The 18547-nt window shown below is 30.0% G+C and carries 22 protein-coding genes and 1 tRNA gene; 13 read left to right on the plus strand and 10 right to left on the minus strand.

What is annotated here, in order from left to right; genetic code table 11:
- Positions 1 to 77: 77 nt before the first annotated feature.
- Together CEE44_00140 and CEE44_00145 are read right to left on the minus strand one after the other, a co-directional pair.
- Complete coding sequence (locus CEE44_00140; GenBank protein ID TKJ16932.1) at positions 78 to 1049, minus strand: hypothetical protein; 972 nt, start codon at positions 1047 to 1049, stop codon at positions 78 to 80.
- Between the two features lie 122 nt (positions 1050 to 1171).
- Entirely contained in the window at positions 1172 to 1573 is a 402-nt protein-coding gene (locus CEE44_00145; protein TKJ16933.1) for a hypothetical protein, read from the minus strand.
- A gap of 267 nt (positions 1574 to 1840) precedes the next feature.
- Between CEE44_00145 and CEE44_00150 the strand changes: the two genes are divergently transcribed.
- Positions 1841 to 2101 (plus strand): cold-shock protein, encoded by a 261-nt coding sequence (locus tag CEE44_00150; protein TKJ16934.1) that lies wholly within the window; start codon positions 1841 to 1843, stop codon positions 2099 to 2101.
- 223 nt (positions 2102 to 2324) lie between these two features.
- Complete coding sequence (locus tag CEE44_00155; protein TKJ16935.1) at positions 2325 to 3521, plus strand: ATP-dependent RNA helicase; 1197 nt, start codon at positions 2325 to 2327, stop codon at positions 3519 to 3521.
- A gap of 9 nt (positions 3522 to 3530) precedes the next feature.
- Here CEE44_00155 and rpl44e read toward each other — a convergent pair whose 3' ends face one another.
- Complete coding sequence (gene rpl44e, locus CEE44_00160; protein ID TKJ16936.1) at positions 3531 to 3848, minus strand: 50S ribosomal protein L44e; 318 nt, start codon at positions 3846 to 3848, stop codon at positions 3531 to 3533.
- Positions 3849 to 3940: 92 nt separating this feature from the next.
- A complete protein-coding gene (locus CEE44_00165) occupies positions 3941 to 4381 on the minus strand; it encodes a hypothetical protein (GenBank protein TKJ16937.1) in 441 nt (146 codons plus the stop codon).
- 86 nt (positions 4382 to 4467) lie between these two features.
- Between CEE44_00165 and CEE44_00170 the strand changes: the two genes are divergently transcribed.
- From CEE44_00170 to CEE44_00180, 3 genes are read left to right on the plus strand one after another with little or no spacing between them, the layout of a single operon-like run.
- Positions 4468 to 5916 (plus strand): phosphoglycerate mutase (2,3-diphosphoglycerate-independent), encoded by a 1449-nt coding sequence (locus CEE44_00170; GenBank protein ID TKJ16938.1) that lies wholly within the window; start codon positions 4468 to 4470, stop codon positions 5914 to 5916.
- A gap of 51 nt (positions 5917 to 5967) precedes the next feature.
- The gene (locus CEE44_00175) at positions 5968 to 6537 is read left to right on the plus strand and encodes a hypothetical protein (protein TKJ16939.1); all 570 of its coding nucleotides are present in this window, start codon (positions 5968 to 5970) and stop codon (positions 6535 to 6537) included.
- A complete protein-coding gene (locus tag CEE44_00180; protein TKJ16940.1) occupies positions 6534 to 7469 on the plus strand; it encodes a leucyl aminopeptidase in 936 nt (311 codons plus the stop codon). The genes CEE44_00175 and CEE44_00180 overlap by 4 nt, the downstream gene beginning before the upstream one ends.
- Here the strand turns inward: CEE44_00180 and CEE44_00185 are convergent.
- Positions 7466 to 8050 carry a hypothetical protein gene (locus CEE44_00185; GenBank protein ID TKJ16941.1) on the minus strand — a complete coding sequence of 195 codons (585 nt, stop codon included), beginning with the start codon at positions 8048 to 8050 and terminating at the stop codon, positions 7466 to 7468. The two genes, CEE44_00180 and CEE44_00185, sit on opposite strands and share 4 nt — an antisense overlap.
- 31 nt (positions 8051 to 8081) lie before the next feature.
- Positions 8082 to 8753 carry a hypothetical protein gene (locus tag CEE44_00190; protein TKJ16942.1) on the minus strand — a complete coding sequence of 224 codons (672 nt, stop codon included), beginning with the start codon at positions 8751 to 8753 and terminating at the stop codon, positions 8082 to 8084.
- Between the two features lie 145 nt (positions 8754 to 8898).
- Between CEE44_00190 and tgt the strand changes: the two genes are divergently transcribed.
- Positions 8899 to 10083 (plus strand): tRNA guanosine(34) transglycosylase Tgt, encoded by a 1185-nt coding sequence (gene tgt / locus CEE44_00195; protein TKJ16943.1) that lies wholly within the window; start codon positions 8899 to 8901, stop codon positions 10081 to 10083.
- A 34-nt stretch (positions 10084 to 10117) separates the two neighbouring features.
- Complete coding sequence (locus CEE44_00200; GenBank protein TKJ16944.1) at positions 10118 to 10642, plus strand: peptidylprolyl isomerase; 525 nt, start codon at positions 10118 to 10120, stop codon at positions 10640 to 10642.
- Here the strand turns inward: CEE44_00200 and CEE44_00205 are convergent.
- The 3 genes from CEE44_00205 to CEE44_00215 all read right to left on the minus strand — a co-directional run bounded on the left by CEE44_00205 (position 10634) and on the right by CEE44_00215 (position 12658).
- Positions 10634 to 11338: a hypothetical protein gene (locus CEE44_00205; protein ID TKJ16945.1), complete on the minus strand. Its 705-nt coding sequence runs from the start codon at positions 11336 to 11338 to the stop codon at positions 10634 to 10636. The genes CEE44_00200 and CEE44_00205 overlap by 9 nt on opposite strands.
- A gap of 31 nt (positions 11339 to 11369) precedes the next feature.
- Complete coding sequence (locus CEE44_00210; protein ID TKJ16946.1) at positions 11370 to 12215, minus strand: hypothetical protein; 846 nt, start codon at positions 12213 to 12215, stop codon at positions 11370 to 11372.
- 62 nt (positions 12216 to 12277) lie between these two features.
- Entirely contained in the window at positions 12278 to 12658 is a 381-nt protein-coding gene (locus CEE44_00215; protein TKJ16947.1) for a 30S ribosomal protein S8e, read from the minus strand.
- A 113-nt stretch (positions 12659 to 12771) separates the two neighbouring features.
- Between CEE44_00215 and CEE44_00220 the strand changes: the two genes are divergently transcribed.
- Together CEE44_00220 and CEE44_00225 are read left to right on the plus strand one after the other, a co-directional pair.
- Positions 12772 to 13056 (plus strand): small nuclear ribonucleoprotein, encoded by a 285-nt coding sequence (locus CEE44_00220; protein TKJ16948.1) that lies wholly within the window; start codon positions 12772 to 12774, stop codon positions 13054 to 13056.
- 10 nt (positions 13057 to 13066) lie between these two features.
- Positions 13067 to 13234, plus strand: coding sequence for a 50S ribosomal protein L37e (locus CEE44_00225; GenBank protein TKJ16949.1), 168 nt, complete (start codon positions 13067 to 13069; stop codon positions 13232 to 13234).
- Here the strand turns inward: CEE44_00225 and CEE44_00230 are convergent, their stop codons facing one another.
- Positions 13235 to 14461, minus strand: coding sequence for a hemolysin (locus CEE44_00230; GenBank protein TKJ16950.1), 1227 nt, complete (start codon positions 14459 to 14461; stop codon positions 13235 to 13237).
- A 374-nt stretch (positions 14462 to 14835) separates the two neighbouring features.
- On the opposite strand from CEE44_00230, the gene CEE44_00235 reads away from it, so the two are divergent.
- The 4 genes from CEE44_00235 to rpoB all read left to right on the plus strand — a co-directional run bounded on the left by CEE44_00235 (position 14836) and on the right by rpoB (position 18444).
- Positions 14836 to 14910: transfer RNA gene (locus CEE44_00235), tRNA-Lys, on the plus strand.
- A gap of 12 nt (positions 14911 to 14922) precedes the next feature.
- Positions 14923 to 15162: a DNA-directed RNA polymerase subunit H gene (locus CEE44_00240; protein TKJ16951.1), complete on the plus strand. Its 240-nt coding sequence runs from the start codon at positions 14923 to 14925 to the stop codon at positions 15160 to 15162.
- Complete coding sequence (locus tag CEE44_00245) at positions 15155 to 16642, plus strand: hypothetical protein (GenBank protein TKJ16952.1); 1488 nt, start codon at positions 15155 to 15157, stop codon at positions 16640 to 16642. Before CEE44_00240 ends, CEE44_00245 begins: the two co-directional genes overlap by 8 nt.
- Positions 16642 to 18444, plus strand: a complete 1803-nt coding sequence (rpoB, locus tag CEE44_00250; protein TKJ16953.1) for a DNA-directed RNA polymerase subunit B — start codon at positions 16642 to 16644, stop codon at positions 18442 to 18444. The genes CEE44_00245 and rpoB overlap by 1 nt, the downstream gene beginning before the upstream one ends.
- Positions 18445 to 18547 lie beyond the last annotated feature (103 nt).

An 18547-nucleotide genomic window follows, 5' to 3' on the forward strand; every position in this document is an offset into this window, starting at 1 on the left:
TTGCTTAACCTATACTCATAACATGAAGAATTACTATTTTTTAAACTTTTTGTTTTATTGCTATCTTGTTAATAAAATTACCTAAGAAATATATTTGTTGAGTGTCTGCGATGATACATAGAATCATCATCTGTAGCATCTTTATTCTCTTTAATAAACTCTATGAATTCAGAAGTTCTTGAACTTAATTGATCAGCAAAATACAACACAACAGCTTCAGCAAACATTGGTTTTTTTGGAGAACCATACTCTAATTCACCATGATGGCTCACAATCAAATGCAATAATTTCTCTTTTAACAAATCATCTACAGAACTATCCTTTAATTTATCAGCAACATGAATAACACCTAAAGTTAAATGACCTATAAACTGACCTTTACGAGTACCTTTTATACGAGAAGTAGTCTCAATCTCCTCTAATTTGCCAATATCATGCAACAAAGTGCCTGATATCAACAAATCTCTATCCAGTTCAGGAAACAACCTGCAGCTTGTTTCACAATATTCAACAATCTCCAAAGTATGCTGTAATAATCCCCCACGCCAGTTATGATGTATCTGAATAGCTCCAGGATGCTGCTTAAACTTATCTCCTAAAGAATTAAAAACATCTAATAAAAGTTTCTTCAAATCTTCATTCTTAATAGAATCTATTTTTGACATTAGACCAGAATACATCTCATCTATATCTTTCTGAGGACCAGCAATAAAATCACCTTCATACTCATCCTGATTAAGAACCCTTATATTATTAGGGTCACTATTTCCAATCTGTAATTTATTCTGGTAACTCGAAACCTTTCCTTTAACCAAGACAACCGAATCAGGTGCTATAAGATTGTAAATTGCCTTTACTTTATCCTGATCAAAATCACCCCAATACTTGTACTCTATACTTCCTCCTGAAGAATCAGAAAGAATTAAAGTAAAGAAATGCCCTTTAGAATACTCGCTAATGCTTCTCTTAATCTTTACAACAAAGATATCATTAACTATATCTCCTTCTTTTAATTCCTTAATCTGTTGTTTTTTTGTAAATTTTTCCATATTAAACCCTAATTCTTTAAATTCTTTTAAGAATTGTTGTTCTAAGGTATATAATACGTAGTGGTCTATGTGGGGGCTGTCAACAAAAAAGAATAGATTCAATAGCACAAGCTTAATTCTTTTTATTTATTTGATCTAATATAACCCCTAACAGGAAAGATTCCCAGAACATCAATTGAGATAAATTCTTGCCCTCTCTTAAAAATACCCTCTACAAGATAAAGACGATCTGTTACACCTTCACTAACAAATCTATACTCTGGATCAACTTTAGTCAATTCAATCTCATTGCCAGATTCATCAATAATCAGTTTATGGTAAGAACCAGAATAAAACTTATAACCTAAAAAACCAAAAACAGCAACCTTTTGATTGTGATAATCCCACGGATCATCAAGATATTTCTGAAAATTTATTCCCTCACCAACTTCTTCTTCAGAAATCTCTTGTTGCTTAGCCATAGAAACAAACACAACTACAAGTACAAAAAATAAGATAATATTTCTAAAATAATAATACCTCATTTTTTCTTTGTAGATTTCTTCTTTTTAGGAGGGCTTGCTGTTCTAATCACTTTAGTAACAATATTTTTCAGAACAATAGCAGCACCTGCTAATTTTATTAATTTACCTATTTTTCCCATTATAACCTCCTTTCTATTACTAAACCTTTTTTTATTAATAATATTTAATTCTTTGCTTTTTCATTAAATATAACCGAAAGGTTTATAAACAGACCCTATAACTCTCTACTCAATAAGTCTTTAAGACTTTAAACGGAGTGAAAAACAAATGAATGGAGAAGTAAAATTTTTTAACAGAAAAAAAGGATTTGGTTTTATAAAAGGAGAAGACGAAAAAGAATATTTTGTACATTTTTCGGCACTAACAGAAGGAACAATGATCAATGATAATGATAGAGTAACATTCGATCCTTCAGAAGGTGACAGAGGATTACAAGCACAGAATGTTTCTTTAGCTCAAGGTGGAAGTGAAGCACCTGAAGAAGAATCTAAGGAAGAACCTAAAGAAAAAGCAAGTGAAGATTTCTAAATAGGGTATAATTTTATTTTTTTAATATTTTTTTAATAAACTTAATAGACCTATCTATACACTTATTCTGAAGGGAGTTAACCTATATAACCATTAACTTTATAAACCAACCAAAACTCTTCTCTATCAATAACGCATATTATTGACGAAAGAGCACCTGATTAGATTTATTGAACATTTTGCTTTTTCTATAAGAATTGCTGTATATTAGAGGTATAATAAAATGAACGTATTTGAAAAGTTTGGCTTAAGCCAAGAACTATTAAAATCAATTAAACATATGAATATTACAGAACCAACAGAGATACAAACTCTATCTATCCCACATATTATGAAAGGAAAAGATGTTATTGGAGAATCTGCAACTGGTTCTGGGAAAACACTAGCATTTGGATGTGGGGTAATTGATCACACACTTCCTAAGAAAGGAGTACAAGCATTAATTTTAACTCCAACTAGGGAGATTGCAGAACAAGTAAAAGATGTTTTGAGAAAATTAGCATATCATAAACATTTGAATGTAATATCAGTTTATGGAGGTGTATCAATTACTGCTCAAATTCAAGATTTAAAAAAAGCAGAAGTAGTCATTGCAACACCTGGAAGATTATTAGATCATCTTGAAAGAAGAACCATTGACTTAACAAGAATTAACTTATTAGTATTAGACGAAGCAGATAGAATGCTTGATATGGGATTTATAGATGATGTGGAAAGAATCATAAGAGCTTGTCCAAAAAAGAGACAAACATTATTTTTCTCAGCTACAGTTTCACGAGTGAAATCTTTGGCTAACAAACATATGAACAATGAAGTCATAGTCTCAGCTCAAAACATGGTTGATCCATCAAAACTCAAACAAGTATATTATAATGTTAAAAAAAACATGAAGTTGTCATTGTTAGTACACTTACTAAAGAAAGAAACTTCAGGTTTAGTAATGGTTTTCTGTAATACTAGAAGAAACACCGACTTTGTCGCTAAAAATCTCAAAGCAAACAATATCAAAGCAACACCTATTCATGGAGGTTTAACACAGAATAAAAGAAAAAACACACTTAAAATGTTCAACACTGCAAAAGTAAGTGTATTAGTTTGTACAGATGTTGCAGCAAGAGGATTGGATATTAACAATGTTTCACACGTATATAATTATGACATTCCAAAAGACACTAAAGAGTATGTTCATAGAATAGGTCGAACAGCAAGAGCAGGTGCTGAAGGACAAGTTGTTAATGTTTTATGTGAGTATGATTATGATAATTTTTCAAATGTTATGAATCAATATCGTAATTTCAACATTGAAGAAATAAAAATACCTTTCTTAGAGAAAGTCGTTGCAATCAGAACTGATGATTCAAGACGACAACCAATGAGAAGAGGACAGTTTCATAGTAGGAATAGAGGACATAGAAGATAGTTAAGAATTCTAAGCAAACTCAACTTTTTTTGCTCTTGTACCTTGTCTCTGAGCATGGGTTTTTCCACACTCTTTACAAGTATACCTTAAATCAGTCTTTTTAGTCTGTTTTTTACCATATCTTTTCCAGGAACCCATTGCTTTTTTAGAAAATCTTCCAAGATTACCAAATCCACGTCTTAATCCTCTTGATTTTACTCTAGGTTTAGAACCTCTCGACATAGTATGAGCTTTATTCAAACCCTTAAATGATTGATTCTTTACAGTATGGACTGTATGCTTTTTACAAAAAGGACAAAGTCTTTTTACTGATTTTGGTAGTTTCATAGTAAATGAAGAAATTTGAGGTATTTAAAAAGCTTTCTTTTATGATGGGTTGTGTTTAAAAATTTTAGTTCAATATCATCTAAAAAGTAAACTCATAAATACTTCTTTAGAGGTTTTAACATTGGTGATTGAGAGAAATGTATAGAAGCCCTAGCACTGTCTATTTTTTTATTTAAAAAATCACTTAAGCTATAAAGAAATCCTTTTCTATACAATAATCTTCCAGCTTCCCTGTTTGTTTTCATATCTCCTCGTCCCATATTAATTGTTGTTGGAGAAGAATAAGGAGTATAAATATGCAGTTCAAGTTTGTTTTTTCTTGGAACCTTTAAGGTTTTCATAAGTTCACGTGTAGAATATGCTGCTGCATTACTGCCGCCAATCAAAACATAAAGATCAATATCCGACCTTTCAGGATCCCAACGATCAGTATTGTAACTGCCAAAAACTCTTACCTCTCTTAACAAAGGCCAGTTTTCTTTCATTGAATCAACAAGTTCTTCCAGAACTAATTCTACATCAGGAACCCTCATAAAAAAAGGAATTAAAATAATTATAAAAAGCTTTCTTTTATTCAACTCTTCAGAAAGATTTAAATAAACAAATAACCAAAATCATAATAATGAATAAACCAGTAGTATTAATCATAAGAGATGGATGGGGATACAGAAAAAACAAAAAAGACAACTATATCTCAGAAGCAAATACAATAAACACAGATAATTTAATGGAAAAATATCCAACAACAATACTAAAAGCTGCAGGAAAAGCAGTCGGACTACCACCAAATTACCAAGGAAATTCTGAAGTTGGACATGTAACAATCGGTTCTGGAAGAATTATCAAACAACCTTTAACAAAAATTAATAAATCAATAAGAAAAGGAGATTTTTTCAGAAACAAACAATTCATAAACGCATTAAAAAACTGCAAAAAACACAATTCAACTTTACACATAATAGGATTACTACAAAAAGAAGGTGTTCATGCACATAAAAAACACCTTTATGCTCTATTAGACCTATGTAAAAAACAAAACTTCAAAAATTTTAAAATACACATAATAACAGATGGAAGAGATGCTCCTCCTAAAAACAGCATAAAAAACATAAGACAACTTCTAAGAAAAACAAAAAACATAGCAACCATCTCAGGGAGATACTATGCTATGGATAGGGATAAGAGATGGGACAGAACAAAAAAAGCATATGAATGTATTGCAAATGCAAATGCAGAAGAGTTTGAAAAACCAATAAAACTTCTAAAAACCTGTTACAAAAATAATGAAACAGACGAATTCATAAAACCAAGAAAATCAAAAAATTACAAAGGAATTAAATCAAATGATTCTGTAATCTTTTATAATTTCAGAACAGACAGATTAAGACAACTAACCCAACTTATTCTTAAAAAGAACATATTCCCAGTCACAATGACAAAATACTATAAACCTTCTAGAGCAAGAGTCGCTTTTGAAGAACCAAAAACAAAAAACACCTTAGGAGAAGTCTTATCAAGAAATAAAATAAAACAATTAAGAATTAGCGAAACAGAAAAATATGCTCATGTAACATTCTTCTTCAATAATCAAATAGAAAAACCATACAAAAACGAAAAAAGAATCTTAATACATTCACCAAAAGTAGCTACTTATGATTTAAAACCAGAGATGAGTGCATATAAAATAACATCAAGGCTGCTAAAAGAGATGGACAAATATAAATTCATCGTTGTAAACATAGTTAATGGAGATATGGTTGGACACACAAGTGTAAAAAAAGCTTGTCTTAAAGCAGCAGAAACAGTGGATAAATGTGTAAAGAAAATCACAGACAAAGTTTTAGAAAAAGATGGAACAGCTTTAGTATTCGCAGATCATGGAAATCTAGAAGATAAAGGTGGGAAATACCAAACATCTCATACAAAAAACAAAGTTCCTCTAATTGTTGTTTCAAATAAAAAATTAAAATTAAAGAACAACAAAGGACTAAAAGATATAGCACCAACAGTCTTAAAACTTCTAAATATAAAACAACCAAAAGAAATGACTGGAAAAAGTATTATTTAATAATTTCTAAAGAAAGATTTATAAAGATAGTTCAAGTCCATATACTATAAAATGTTAAGAGAATTTACCGAAATAAGAAAGGAATTATCAAAATATGATTCTAAAAGGGAAGAGCTAATAAAAAAAGCAAGAGAATTGCTAAAGATTTCTAAACAAGTTATCTACTCAACACACAGAGCAGATCTAAAACAAGCACAACAAAATACAACCAAAGCAAATAAAATAAAAAAAGAATTGGATAATATTGTTAATTTCAATAAAAAACTATTTTTTGAAGGAAGCTATTCAGATGCTTGCCAGGAATATGCAGAAGCATTGTGCTATTATAATTTTGTTAAGAATAAAAAACTAATAAGCTTCAAAACTCTAAAAATTAATTATGAAGATTACTTAATGGGAATATGTGATTTAACAGGGGAACTAGGTAGAAGAGCAGTAGCACTAGCAACAAAAAGAAACCTAAAAGAAGTTGAAAAAATAAAGAATTTTGTTGAAGATGTTTATGGTGAATTTCTAAAATTTGATCTAAGAAATGGCCAATTAAGAAAAAAATCAGACTCAATTAAATGGAATCTAAAAAAATTAGAAGAAATCTTATACGATTTAAATAAGATAAAATGAGTTCTCTACAAAAAGCAGCCCAAACTGCCTTAAAAGTTTGCATGGGCCTAAAACAAAATGAAAAGATTCTAATTATTTATGACACTAAAAAGAGAATATTAGCAAATGTTTTAGCAAAAGAAGCTAAAAAAGTAAAACTACTAAAAATTCCAGAATCAAAAGTTCATGGACAAGAACCCTCTAAAAAAACAGCAAACGAGATGTTAAAACATGATGTAATTATGATGGTTACATCAAAAAGCCTAAGCCATACAGATGCACGAAGAAAAGCATCTAAAAAAGGTGTAAGAATTGCTTCAATGCCGGGGATTACAAAAGATATGTTTCTAAGAACAATGAAAGCAGATTATAATAAGATAGAAGAAAGAACAAATAAAATATCAGAATTACTAACAAAAGGAAAAAAAGTAAAACTAACAACAAAAAAAGGAACAAACATTATCATGAACATCAAAGGAAGAAGAGCTGAAAAAGGAGCGTTAATAAGAAAAAAAGGAAATTTCAAGAATCTTCCATCAGGAGAAGCATGTCTAGGACCTTTAGAAGGAACAACAAACGGAATTTTTGTTGTTGACTGCTGTTTTTTTGAAAAAGTAGACAAACCAATTAAAGTTACAGTAAAAAATGGATATGCAACAGAAATCAAAGGCGGAAAATCAGCTAAAAAACTAATAAAAATGCTGGAAAGCATTAATCATAAAGATGCTTATGCAATAGCAGAATTAGGAATTGGCACAAATGATAAAGCAAAGATAACTGGAAACTTATTAGAAGATGAAAAAGTATTTGGTACTGCTCATATAGCCTTAGGAAACAATATATCATATGGTGGAAAAATAAATGTTCCAATTCATTTAGATGGTGTTTTTAATAAACCAACAATTTTTATCGATAATAAAAAAATAATGGATAATGGTAAATTAATTATTTAATCTTTCCAATCTCCTTCTGTAAATCTATTAGAACTAGTTAAATGCCATTCATGAGGATTAGATTCTTGTATCATATCAAACATCTTTTTTGCTGTTTCTGTAAATAATTTATCACGAACCTTAAGCCTAATATCTTTCCAATCTTTCATCAAACTATTTCCTTTAGAATATTGTTCAGCTAATTCCAGATCAACATCTAAATTATCAGCATCTTTTACAATCTTAGATTCAATAGTTTCTTGTTTCTCAAATTCATCTATTAATTCTTTATATTCTTCAATAGAAGTGTCTTTTGTAGCTTCGTTTATGGCTTTTTTTTCATCCCTATTTGTAAACATTTTAGATAAATAATTAACATCTCCTACCCTGGTTTCAGGTATATCATGTATTAGAGCAATTTTTAATACTTTAGAACTATCTGCTTTTTCATGTTTAGCTAAAACTAATGAAATCCACATTGCACGAAAAGTATGTTCTGTTACATTTGAGAATTCAGGAGTTAAAAATTGGCTCCATGTTCTTTTTACAAACCTTAATGTTCCTATCTCATAAAGAAAATTAACATCTTTTTTTATATCCATATTAAAAACTAATTATAGAGATAATATAAATTTATGTATTTTGGTTAGCTGAGGGATTTGCATAACAATTAGTATTTATAGCGTTTGGTGATATTATAGGTGTGCCTTGATAATCTTCTTTTGTTAAAATATGAAAAAAATCAATATCGTATTGTGCTTTACTTTCTTTAACACCTTTATTTTGAGCAATAACAACTAAATCTTTATGAGAAATACCATAAAATTGTCCAAAATGATTAGCAATATCTGCAAATACACCTGAGAACCAACTATCAGTATTATCAACAGTACCATTGCTTAATCTATCTTCTAGTTGACAAGTTAAATCTCTAGTTGAGTAAGTTGAATATAAAACCTTTAATTCCACCCCTTCAATTGAAAATGGGCTTTCTAAGATATAATCTTCAATTCTATGTTCTACTTGATATTTTTCGTGAGCTTGTTTAATCATATCAGGAATTTCAGTTAAAAATTTATCTACAAGAGTACCATGAGTATCATCCATATTTTGAATTGTTCTGTATAAATCTGCATTTTTCAATCCTTCTCCTTGTACTAAATCTTCATATGAAATTGTATCTGGATCATAACCTAAAGTATCACATAATTCGTCAAATTGATCACTACTCTCAATTTGTTTAATACATTTTATTATCCTTGATATGGTAATTTCATACCTTTTTAGTTTTTTATTTGATACCATATTTACATTTCTTAATAATTCAAGGATTTAAGTATAAACAACAACTATTTATATCTTTCGTTTTTTTAATCACTTATTAAGAGTAACTAAATTTATCTATTTAAAATAAGAAACAAATAAATACCCTTAATATTTCTTTAATCATATGAAATTTAAGATAATAAAAGAAGATGGAAAAGCCAGAACAGGTATTGTCACAACAAAACACGGAAATTTCCATACTCCTTCATTTACACCTGTAGCAACTCTAGCTTCTGTAAGAGCTTTAGACCAGGAAGATTTAGAAAAATTAGATGTAGAAGTTATTTTATCAAACACATATCACTTACATTTAAGACCAGGAGACAATATAATAAAAAAATTCAAGGGCTTGCATAATTTTATGAATTGGCACAAACCAATTATTACTGATTCTGGAGGATTTCAGGCATTTTCCCTAGGATATGGAATGGAACACGGTGTAGGAAAGATAGCAAACAATATATTCCCAGGAAAAGAAGAGATTGAATACAAAGGAGAGAAATGGGCAAAAGTCACTGACAAAGGAGTTAGATTCAAAAACCCACTAAACGGAGATAAAACAGAACTAACACCAAAAATATCAATGGAAATACAATCTAATCTTGGTTCTGACATTATTTTTGCATTTGATGAATGCACATCACCATTATCTGATAAAAAATACACAAAAAAAGCCCTAGAAAGAACACATAAATGGGCTGTAGAATGCCTAAAATATAGAAACAAAGAACAAGCTTTGTTTGGAATTGTTCAGGGTGGAGCATTTAAAGATCTAAGAATCAAATCTTCTAAGTTTATTGGAAAATTAGATTTTGATGGATTTGGAATAGGGGGATCATTAGGAAAAACAAAACAAGACATGTACAAAATTCTAGAATGGGTTATTCCATTGCTGCCAAAAAACAAACCAAGACACTTATTAGGTATTGGAGGTGTAGATGATATTCTAAATAGCGTAGAAAAAGGCGTAGATATGTTTGACTGTGTAACACCAACCAGATGGGGCAGAAGAGGTCATTTATTTATTTCTCCTGAAGAAGGAGGGAACATGGAAAACAAATACAAAATAATAATTAAACAAAACAAATACAAAGATGATAAAAAATCAATAGATAAATCCTGTAATTGTTATGTATGTAAAAACTATTCAAGAGCCTATCTAAGACATCTACACATGTCAAGAGAATGGACTTATTACAAATTAGCTTCTTATCATAATGAATACTTTATTCTAAATCTAATGAAAGAAATAAGAAAATCAATCAACAATAAAACTTTTAAAAAATTAAAAAAGAAATGGTTGAAATAAAAACATTTATATATATAATATCTCAATTAAATTGATGAAAAAATTAATATTGATTATTTTGTCAATTAGTTTATTAATAGGGTGTGCAAAAAACATGGATGAAAACAATAAAATAGTAATTCTTGAGACAAACCATGGAGATATCAAAATAAAATTATATAATGATATGCCAATAACATCAGGAAATTTTGAAAAACTAGTAAAACAAGGTTTTTATGATGGTGTTATATTCCATAGAATCATAAACAATTTCATGATTCAAGGAGGAGATCCAACCGGAACAGGAACAGGGGGTCCAGGATATACAATTAAAGATGAATTTACAAATCATAATAAAAACAATAGAGGAACAATTTCAATGGCAAATGCTGGACCAAACACTGGCGGAAGTCAATTTTTTATTAATCTAGTTAATAACAATTTTTTAGATACAAAACATCCTGTGTTTGGAGAGGTTATTGAAGGAATGGATGTAGTAGATAAGATTGTTAAAGTAGCAAAAGATTCTAATGACAAACCATTAGAAGATGTAACAATTATTAAAGCAACATTAAAATAATTTTTTAGTCTTCTTAATCTTTTTACTCCAATAGATAAAAGGAGTATCACAAACAGACACAACAAATTTCATTATATAAGAAACAATAAATATCTGTATAACTATTGACCATTCAAAAATCATAGGTAAAAAAGTTCCAAAACCGACAAATGCTATCCATGTAAAAACAAAATTATCAATTAATTGAGAAACAATTGTAGAAAGATTATTTCTAAACCAAAGATATTTTCCTTTCATCTTTTTCTTCCACAAAGCAAAAACCCACACATCGTGTAATTGTGATACTAAAAATGCTGCTAAGCTTGCAAACGCAATCCTAGGTAAAAGACCAAAAATACTCTCTAAGGCAGGACTTAACATATCAGATTCATGAGGAACAAAAGCCAAAGAAATATGCATTATAACAGTAACTGTTATCAGAATAAAAAAACCAATCCAAACAGCTTTTCGTGCATCTTTTTTACCATAATTCTCATTAAGAATATCAGTAACTAAAAATGTAGTACCATAAATAATATTACCCATTGCAGTTACCAAACCAAAAAAACCAACAGTTTTCATAACTTGTATATTTGCTAAAATAATAGCCATTGCCATCCAGGCATATAAACCATTTCTACCAAAATATCTATAAGCTAGAATTATTCCTGCAAAATTCACAAACATCAATAAAATCCATAACAACTCATTTATCATAACATTAATTAGAATTAACACTATTTAAAATTTACTTAACAACAGCCAAATACTGTTCAGAAGGCAGAGTTAATTTAGAAATACTCAACTCAGCTGGCATAAATCTTACACCTTTTTCTGCTTCAATTTGGCATGTACTATCAATTATTCTTCTTGTTCTGGAAATTAAGATATTCTTCTCGTATCTTGCTACACCTCTTTTCTTAGCATAATTTACATAAGCTCCTCCTGCTTTACAAGGTTGATGATCATGCATTGATCTGTTTGGTTTTTCACAAACAGGACAATTATCATCTTTAAACTCACAAGGATCTGTAACATGAGCAAAACTTACTACCTCCACAATACCTTTTTTAGGATTAAAATAAATAAGCTCAGGAAAGTATGTTAATCCCCTAATCCCCCTTTTTTTGCCAGAGTTTCTTGTATTATGATGATAAAATTGATATAAAGCAACTTCAATAGGATCAAGTATTCTTTCGTCATAATGTGCTTCAGAATCAATTTTTTGTTTTAGAAAATACCCTTCATTAACAAGTGGTTGAGTTCTATCTTTTAATTGAGAAAAATCAGTATCAGCCTGTAATAAAACAAATCCAGGAATATACCCTAAAGTATTTTTTCCCTGAACAAAAAAAGAGATTGAATTAGATATAGCTTGTAATCTTCTTCTATCATTATCAAAATGTTTAGGGTCATCATCAAAACGATAAGGAAATTCGGCCTGTTTTGACAAAGTTTTGATAAAAAACTTTCTATCTGCACTACCTTTAAACTCAATATCATTACCTATTCTTTCAATCTCTCTACCAACAATATTCTCCAGCAAAAACTGAATCATTTCTTCTCTTTTATCGTGAAGTGTTCTATGTGGCATTTTAATTTCAATATGTTAGAAACAGTTCTCTATATAAATTTTATTATTTATAAGTAACAAACTTAAGAAACAAGCACAGCATTAACTGATCCATTCTGACCAGGTCGGGAAATTACTTTTGCTTTTCCCTTCTCAGTATCTATCACAGCACCCTTTGTGATTATATTTCTCCTAACAAAATGACGATTAGCAGGATTATCCAAAACAGCTTTAATCTTAGCTTTAGAATATGTTTTTGTTTTAGGGTCTAAAACATTAGCTACTTCACTCAAAAAAACCTTCACCTTTTCATTACCACCAAGAACCCTCACTTTCTTAAGTTTAGTAGCACCAACTTTTGTATTGCTCGGTTCTGAACCTTTATCATAAAGCTTTTTCTTTCTATAAGCACGATATCTGGCTCCTGTTGAGCTTCTTTTTGATCTTGATTGTATTATTACCATGTTATTTGAGGAATTTTAAAGCATTTAAATAACTTATGTTTTTTAATCAACACAAAGATTTATAAACAACAAACATTTCCATTTCTTATTATTTATTTTTTGAGGTAGAAAAAATGGAAGAACAAATGTCAAGACCTTTTGATGCTTTAAACAGAGCAAAAGGCAAAAGAGTTGTAGTTGAATTAAAAAACGGAAAACAATATAGAGGAGTATTAGAGGCTTTTGATCCTCACATAAATACAGTTCTAAACGAGACAGAAGAACATGTACAAGAAGAAGTAGAAAAAGAAATAGACGGTAAAAAAACAAGAGTAAAAACCGGAAACATGGTTCTCAAGAGAAAACTTGGAAATGTGTTCTTAAGAGGAGACACAATAACAATTATAAGCCCAGAATAAGATTTCTAAAATGACAAAAGGAACACCATCAAGAGGAAAGCACAGTAGAAAAAAGACACATATAATGTGCAGAAGATGCGGTAAAAGAACATATCATGTTTCTAAAAAAGTTTGTTCAAGTTGTGGTTATGGAAAATCAAAAAGAATGAAAATTTTCACGTGGTCTAAAAAGAAATAATTATTTCTTAATATATTTAACTAACTCTATCCTGTTATTAAGAACTTTATCAACAACAAACTTACCATTAGTCAATTTTATTTCCTGACCTTGTTCAGGAATCTTTCCAATTCTTCTTAGAATATATTCTGAAAGAACCTCATCTTTTTGAGATAATCTTAATCTTAACAATTTATTAACTAATTTAATTTCACTATCACCATGCACCAAATAAGTATTTTTATTCAAACGATTAATTTTTTTATGGACAATATCCTTTTCGTCATATATATCCCCTACAATCTCCTCAATAACATCCTCAATAGTTACAATGCCAGACACACCACCTTTAGAATCAACAACAACAGCTATATGTGTCTTTTTCTTTTTAAAATCCTCAAGCATATGATCAATCTTTTTTGTTTCAGGAACAAACAAAGGCTTCATCATAATTTTTTTAATCTTGATATTTGTATTTTTATTAAGATAAGGAATAATCTGTTTAAGCAATAAAATACCTTTTATATTATCTTTAGTTTTACTATAAATAGGAATTCTTGAATAAAATCCTTCTTTTATTTTATCCATCATATCACTAAGCTTTGTCTCTTCATCTAAACTAAACATTTCTGTACGGTGAGTCATTATATCTTTAACCTCTATATCATTAAACTTAAAGATATTATTTATCATCTTTTTTTCCTGAGGTTCTAACTCTCCAATCTCTTCGCCTATCTCTACAGCATTAATAATATCCTCTTCTGTCATTTTTGGCTTTTCTTCTCTCCTGCCAAAAATCAAGATTATCAAACAGCTCAATCTATCAATAATCCAGATAATGGGTGTAAAAATGATCATTAACGAACTCAAAATACCAGCAGCATGCAGACAAATAAACTCACTATGATCAATTGCAAGTTTTTTAGGAGTTACTTCACCAAAAACCAAAATAAAAAGAGTTAATATTCCAGTTGTTATACCAATAGCCCCTGATCCAAAAAACATCATGGTTAAATAAGTAGCTAAAGAAGCTGCACCAATATTAACCAGGTTATTACATATAAGGATTGTAGTAATAAGTTTATGACCGTTGTCTTTTAATTGTTCAACAAGCGTAGCATTTCTCTTATGAATATCTTTTAGTTTTTTAATTTGTATATGGGTTAATGAAATATAGGCTGTTTCCAGACCAGAAAAAAAGCCGGATAATATCAATAATATAAAAAGTGTTACAAATTCAATAAGCATGCTTTTAGTTCACCATAATCTTATAGGCACAAATAGTTTATATTCTTTTTGTTTTTATAAAAAATATAAGAAGAATACTACAATCTTACAAAAAAACCGCAAGCTTTATAAATGGATGTAAAGTTCTTGAACTATGCCAGAAAAATGATTCTATAGTCTTATTGCTATCATGTCATAGCTATAACTATGGAGGTCGTAATCAAGCCCTGGTAGTGTAGTGGTTATCACGAAGCCCTGTCGGTTTAAAGCTCAAAAATTAAAACAGTAAGGCTTCGACCCGGGTTCAACAAAACAAGAGCTTAATTTGAAAGTCCCGGCCAGGGCGTTTAAAATTACAGCGTGTTTAAATTCACAAAAATAAAACTCATAAAAAAGGGCCGGTAGCTCAGCCTGGCTAGAGCACCTGACTTTTAATCAGGGGGTCGCGAGTTCAAATCTCGTTCGGCCCATTTCAATCGAAAATGACAAAATTCAAAATTGAAGAACACATTCTTGTTCCAAAACACTCAAAACTTAATGATAAAGAGAAGAAAAATCTTCTTGAAAAATACAATATAACTCTAAAAGAACTTCCTAGGATTCTAAAAAAAGATCCTGCTATAAGCCCTTTATCTCCTAAAATAGGGGACGTAATAAAAATAATAAGAAAAAGTCCAACAGCTGGCGAGGCTATTTTCTATAGGTATGTTGTAAATGGATGATCAAACAAAAACTATCATAAAAAAGTTCTTTGAGGAACAGAGTTTTGTAGATTCTGATATTTCTAGTTTCAATAATTTTGTAGAGAAAAAACTTCAGGAAATTATTGACGAGAACAGAATCATAGAACCAACAATTATCCCTCAAAATGTAAATGATTTTAAAATTACTTTAGATAAAATTGAAGTTCATAAACCAGAAATTATTGAAGCAGATGGAAGTAGAAGAGCAATCTATCCTATTGAAGCGAGATTAAGAAAAATAAGTTATTCTGGTCCTGTTTTTATTGAAATAAGTTCTCATATAAACGGAGTGCAGCGTGAAACATTCAAAACACAGATATGCAATTTACCTATAATGATTAAAAGTAAACTATGTCATCTAAACAACTTAAATAGAGATGAATTAATTGAAAAAGGAGAAGATCCAGACGACCCAGGAGGATATTTCATAATAAATGGAACTGAAAGAGTTGTTGTTAATGTAGAAGATTTGGCCGCAAACAATTTCTTAGTTGAAAAAGCATCAATTGGTCCTTCACCTTTTATAGGAAAACTCTTTTCAGAACACGGCTCATTTAAGATTCCTCATACAATAGAAAGATTAAATGATGGTATTATCTATCTTTCATTTACAAGAGTAAAAAGAATACCAATACTAATCATCATAAAAGCATTAGGTTTGTTAAAAGATGAAGATATTATGCATTTTGTTTCAAGCGAAAAGCAATATGATGATGTTCTAATAAACCTTTATGAATTTGTTGATATAAAAATAGAAGAAGAAGCAGTAGATTGGATTGCAAAAAAAATAGGAATTACACAATCAAAAGAGATAAGATTAGAGAGAATGTATGAAATTCTTGATAAGTATCTTTTAACACACGTCGGAACAAAAAAAGAAGACAGAATTCTAAAAGCATACAATCTTTGTAAGATGATTAAAAAATACATAAGGGTTGCAAATGGAGAACAAAACATAGACGATAAAGATCATTATATTAATAAAAGACTAAGAGCAAGCGGAGATCTTCTAGCTGATCTTTTCATGGTTAATCTAAAGGTTCTCATTAGCGATGTTCTATACAATTTCCAGAGAATCGTTAAAAGAGGAAAATTCCCAAGTATAAAGGTAATCATAAGAGGAAAATTACTAACATCAAGAATAAGCAGCTCAATGGCTACAGGTAACTGGGTTGGTGGTAGAAAAGGAGTAAGTCAAAGAATATCCAGAATAAACTTTATTGATAGTCTTTCTCATTTACAAAGAGTTGTTAGTCCTTTATCCGCCACACAAGAAAATTTCCAAGCAAGAGAACTACATCCAACTCATTTAGGAAGATTATGTCCAATAGAGACGCCAGAAGGAACGAATATTGGATTAAGAAAAAATTTGTCTTTATTAGCATCCCTTTCAAAAGAATCAAACGATGAAGAAACAGTAAAAGTATTCCAAAACCTTGGATTAAAGGAGATTAAATAATGTCAGACTTTTATTTTAACGGAAGATTTTTAGGAAATCTGGAAGAACCAGAAGAATTTGTAAAACAAGTAGTAAATGAAAGAAGAAAAGGAGTAATTGATAATGGAGTTAATATCTACCTTGATGAAAAAACAAAAGATGTTTTTACTAACTCTACTTCAGGTAGAGTAAGAAGACCATTAATTGTTATTAAAGAAGGTAAACCTTTGTTAACAGATAATCATGTAAAACAACTTGAAAAAAACGAACTCACATGGAACGATCTAATTGATCAGGGTGTTATTGAATATCTTGATGCAGCTGAAGAAGAAAACTGTTTAGTTTCTTTTTCTGAAAAAGAATTAACACCAGAACACACCCATTTGGAAATAAGTCCATTAGCGATGCTTGGTTATTGTACAAGCTTAGTTCCTTTTGGTAATTTTACACAACCAGCTAGGCTTATGATTGGGAGCAAAAACCAGAAACAAGCCCTTGGACTATATGTAGCAAATTTCCCATTAAAGATGGATATGGATGTAAATATCCTTAATACACCACAAAGACCTATTGTTCAATCTGTAATGCACGATCTATCTAAATATGACAGTCATCCAGCAGGACAAAACATTATTGTTGCTATCATGAGTTATAAAGGATATAATATGGATGATGCTATAATTCTTAATAAAGGTTCAATAGAAAGAGGAGTTGGAAGAAGCACATACTTCAGAATAAACTCTACAGTAGAATTAAGATATAGTGGAGGATTAGTTGATGAAGTAAGTGTTCCTGATAAAGATGTTAAAGGTTATAAAAGCGAAAAAGATTATAGATTCCTGGAAGAGGATGGAATTATTTATCCAGAAGCACAAGTTCAGGAAGAAGATGTAATAATTGGAAAAACCTCTCCTCCAAGATTCTTATCAGGGTTAGATGAATATAATTTAGCATCATCTACAAAAAGAGAAAGTTCTGTTGCAATGCAGCATGGTGAACACGGAATAATTGATTATGTATTACTAACTGAGAATGAAGAAGGAAATAAACTTGTCCAGGTTAGATTAAGAAAGGGGAAGGTTCCTGAACTAGGGGATAAATTTACTTCAAGACACGGACAAAAAGGTGTTGTTGGATTAATTGTTCCTCAGACAGACATGCCCTTTAGTGCATCTGGTATTGTTCCTGATTTAATATTTTCACCTCATGGAATTCCATCAAGAATGACAATAAGCCATATGTTAGAATTAATCGCAGGTAAAATAGGAGCACTATCTGGAAGATATGTTGATGCTACTTGTTTTAGCGCTGAAAAAGAAGAAGACCTAAGAAAAGAATTAATGGGTTTAGGATTCAGAGAAAATGGAGTAGAAACATTATATAATGGAATGACAGGAGAACAATTTGAATCAAAAATATTCATAGGAAGTATGTACTATCTAAAATTAAGACATATGGTAAGCAACAAGATGCATGCTCGTGCACGTGGACCTATCCAGTTATTAACAAGACAACCTACAGAAGGACGGGCAAAAGAAGGAGGTCTAAGATTAGGAGAGATGGAGAAAGATACTTTCGTAGCTCATGGAACTTCTTTATTACTAAAAGAAAGATTTGATTCAGATAAAACAGTCGTTCCTGTATGTGAAAGTTGTGGTATAATAGCAGTATATGATGAATATAAGAATAAAAGTTATTGTCCTATCTGTGGTGATGCAACTGAGATAAATAATATAGAGTTAAGTTACGCTTTCAAACTTTTATTAGATGAATTAAAATCGCTTTGTATATATCCAAAATTAAATTTAGAAAATAAATACTAAAAACCATGAAAATCAAAGATTTTCAGGGTGCAACAAAATCAAAAGATTTTGTGCACAAGAAAAGCGAAGCTTTTCTTTGTGCCAAAAATCCGGAGGATTTTTA

The organism is Candidatus Woesearchaeota archaeon B3_Woes, from assembly GCA_005222965.1.
GTDB lineage: Archaea > Nanobdellota > Nanobdellia > Woesearchaeales > B3-WOES > B3-WOES.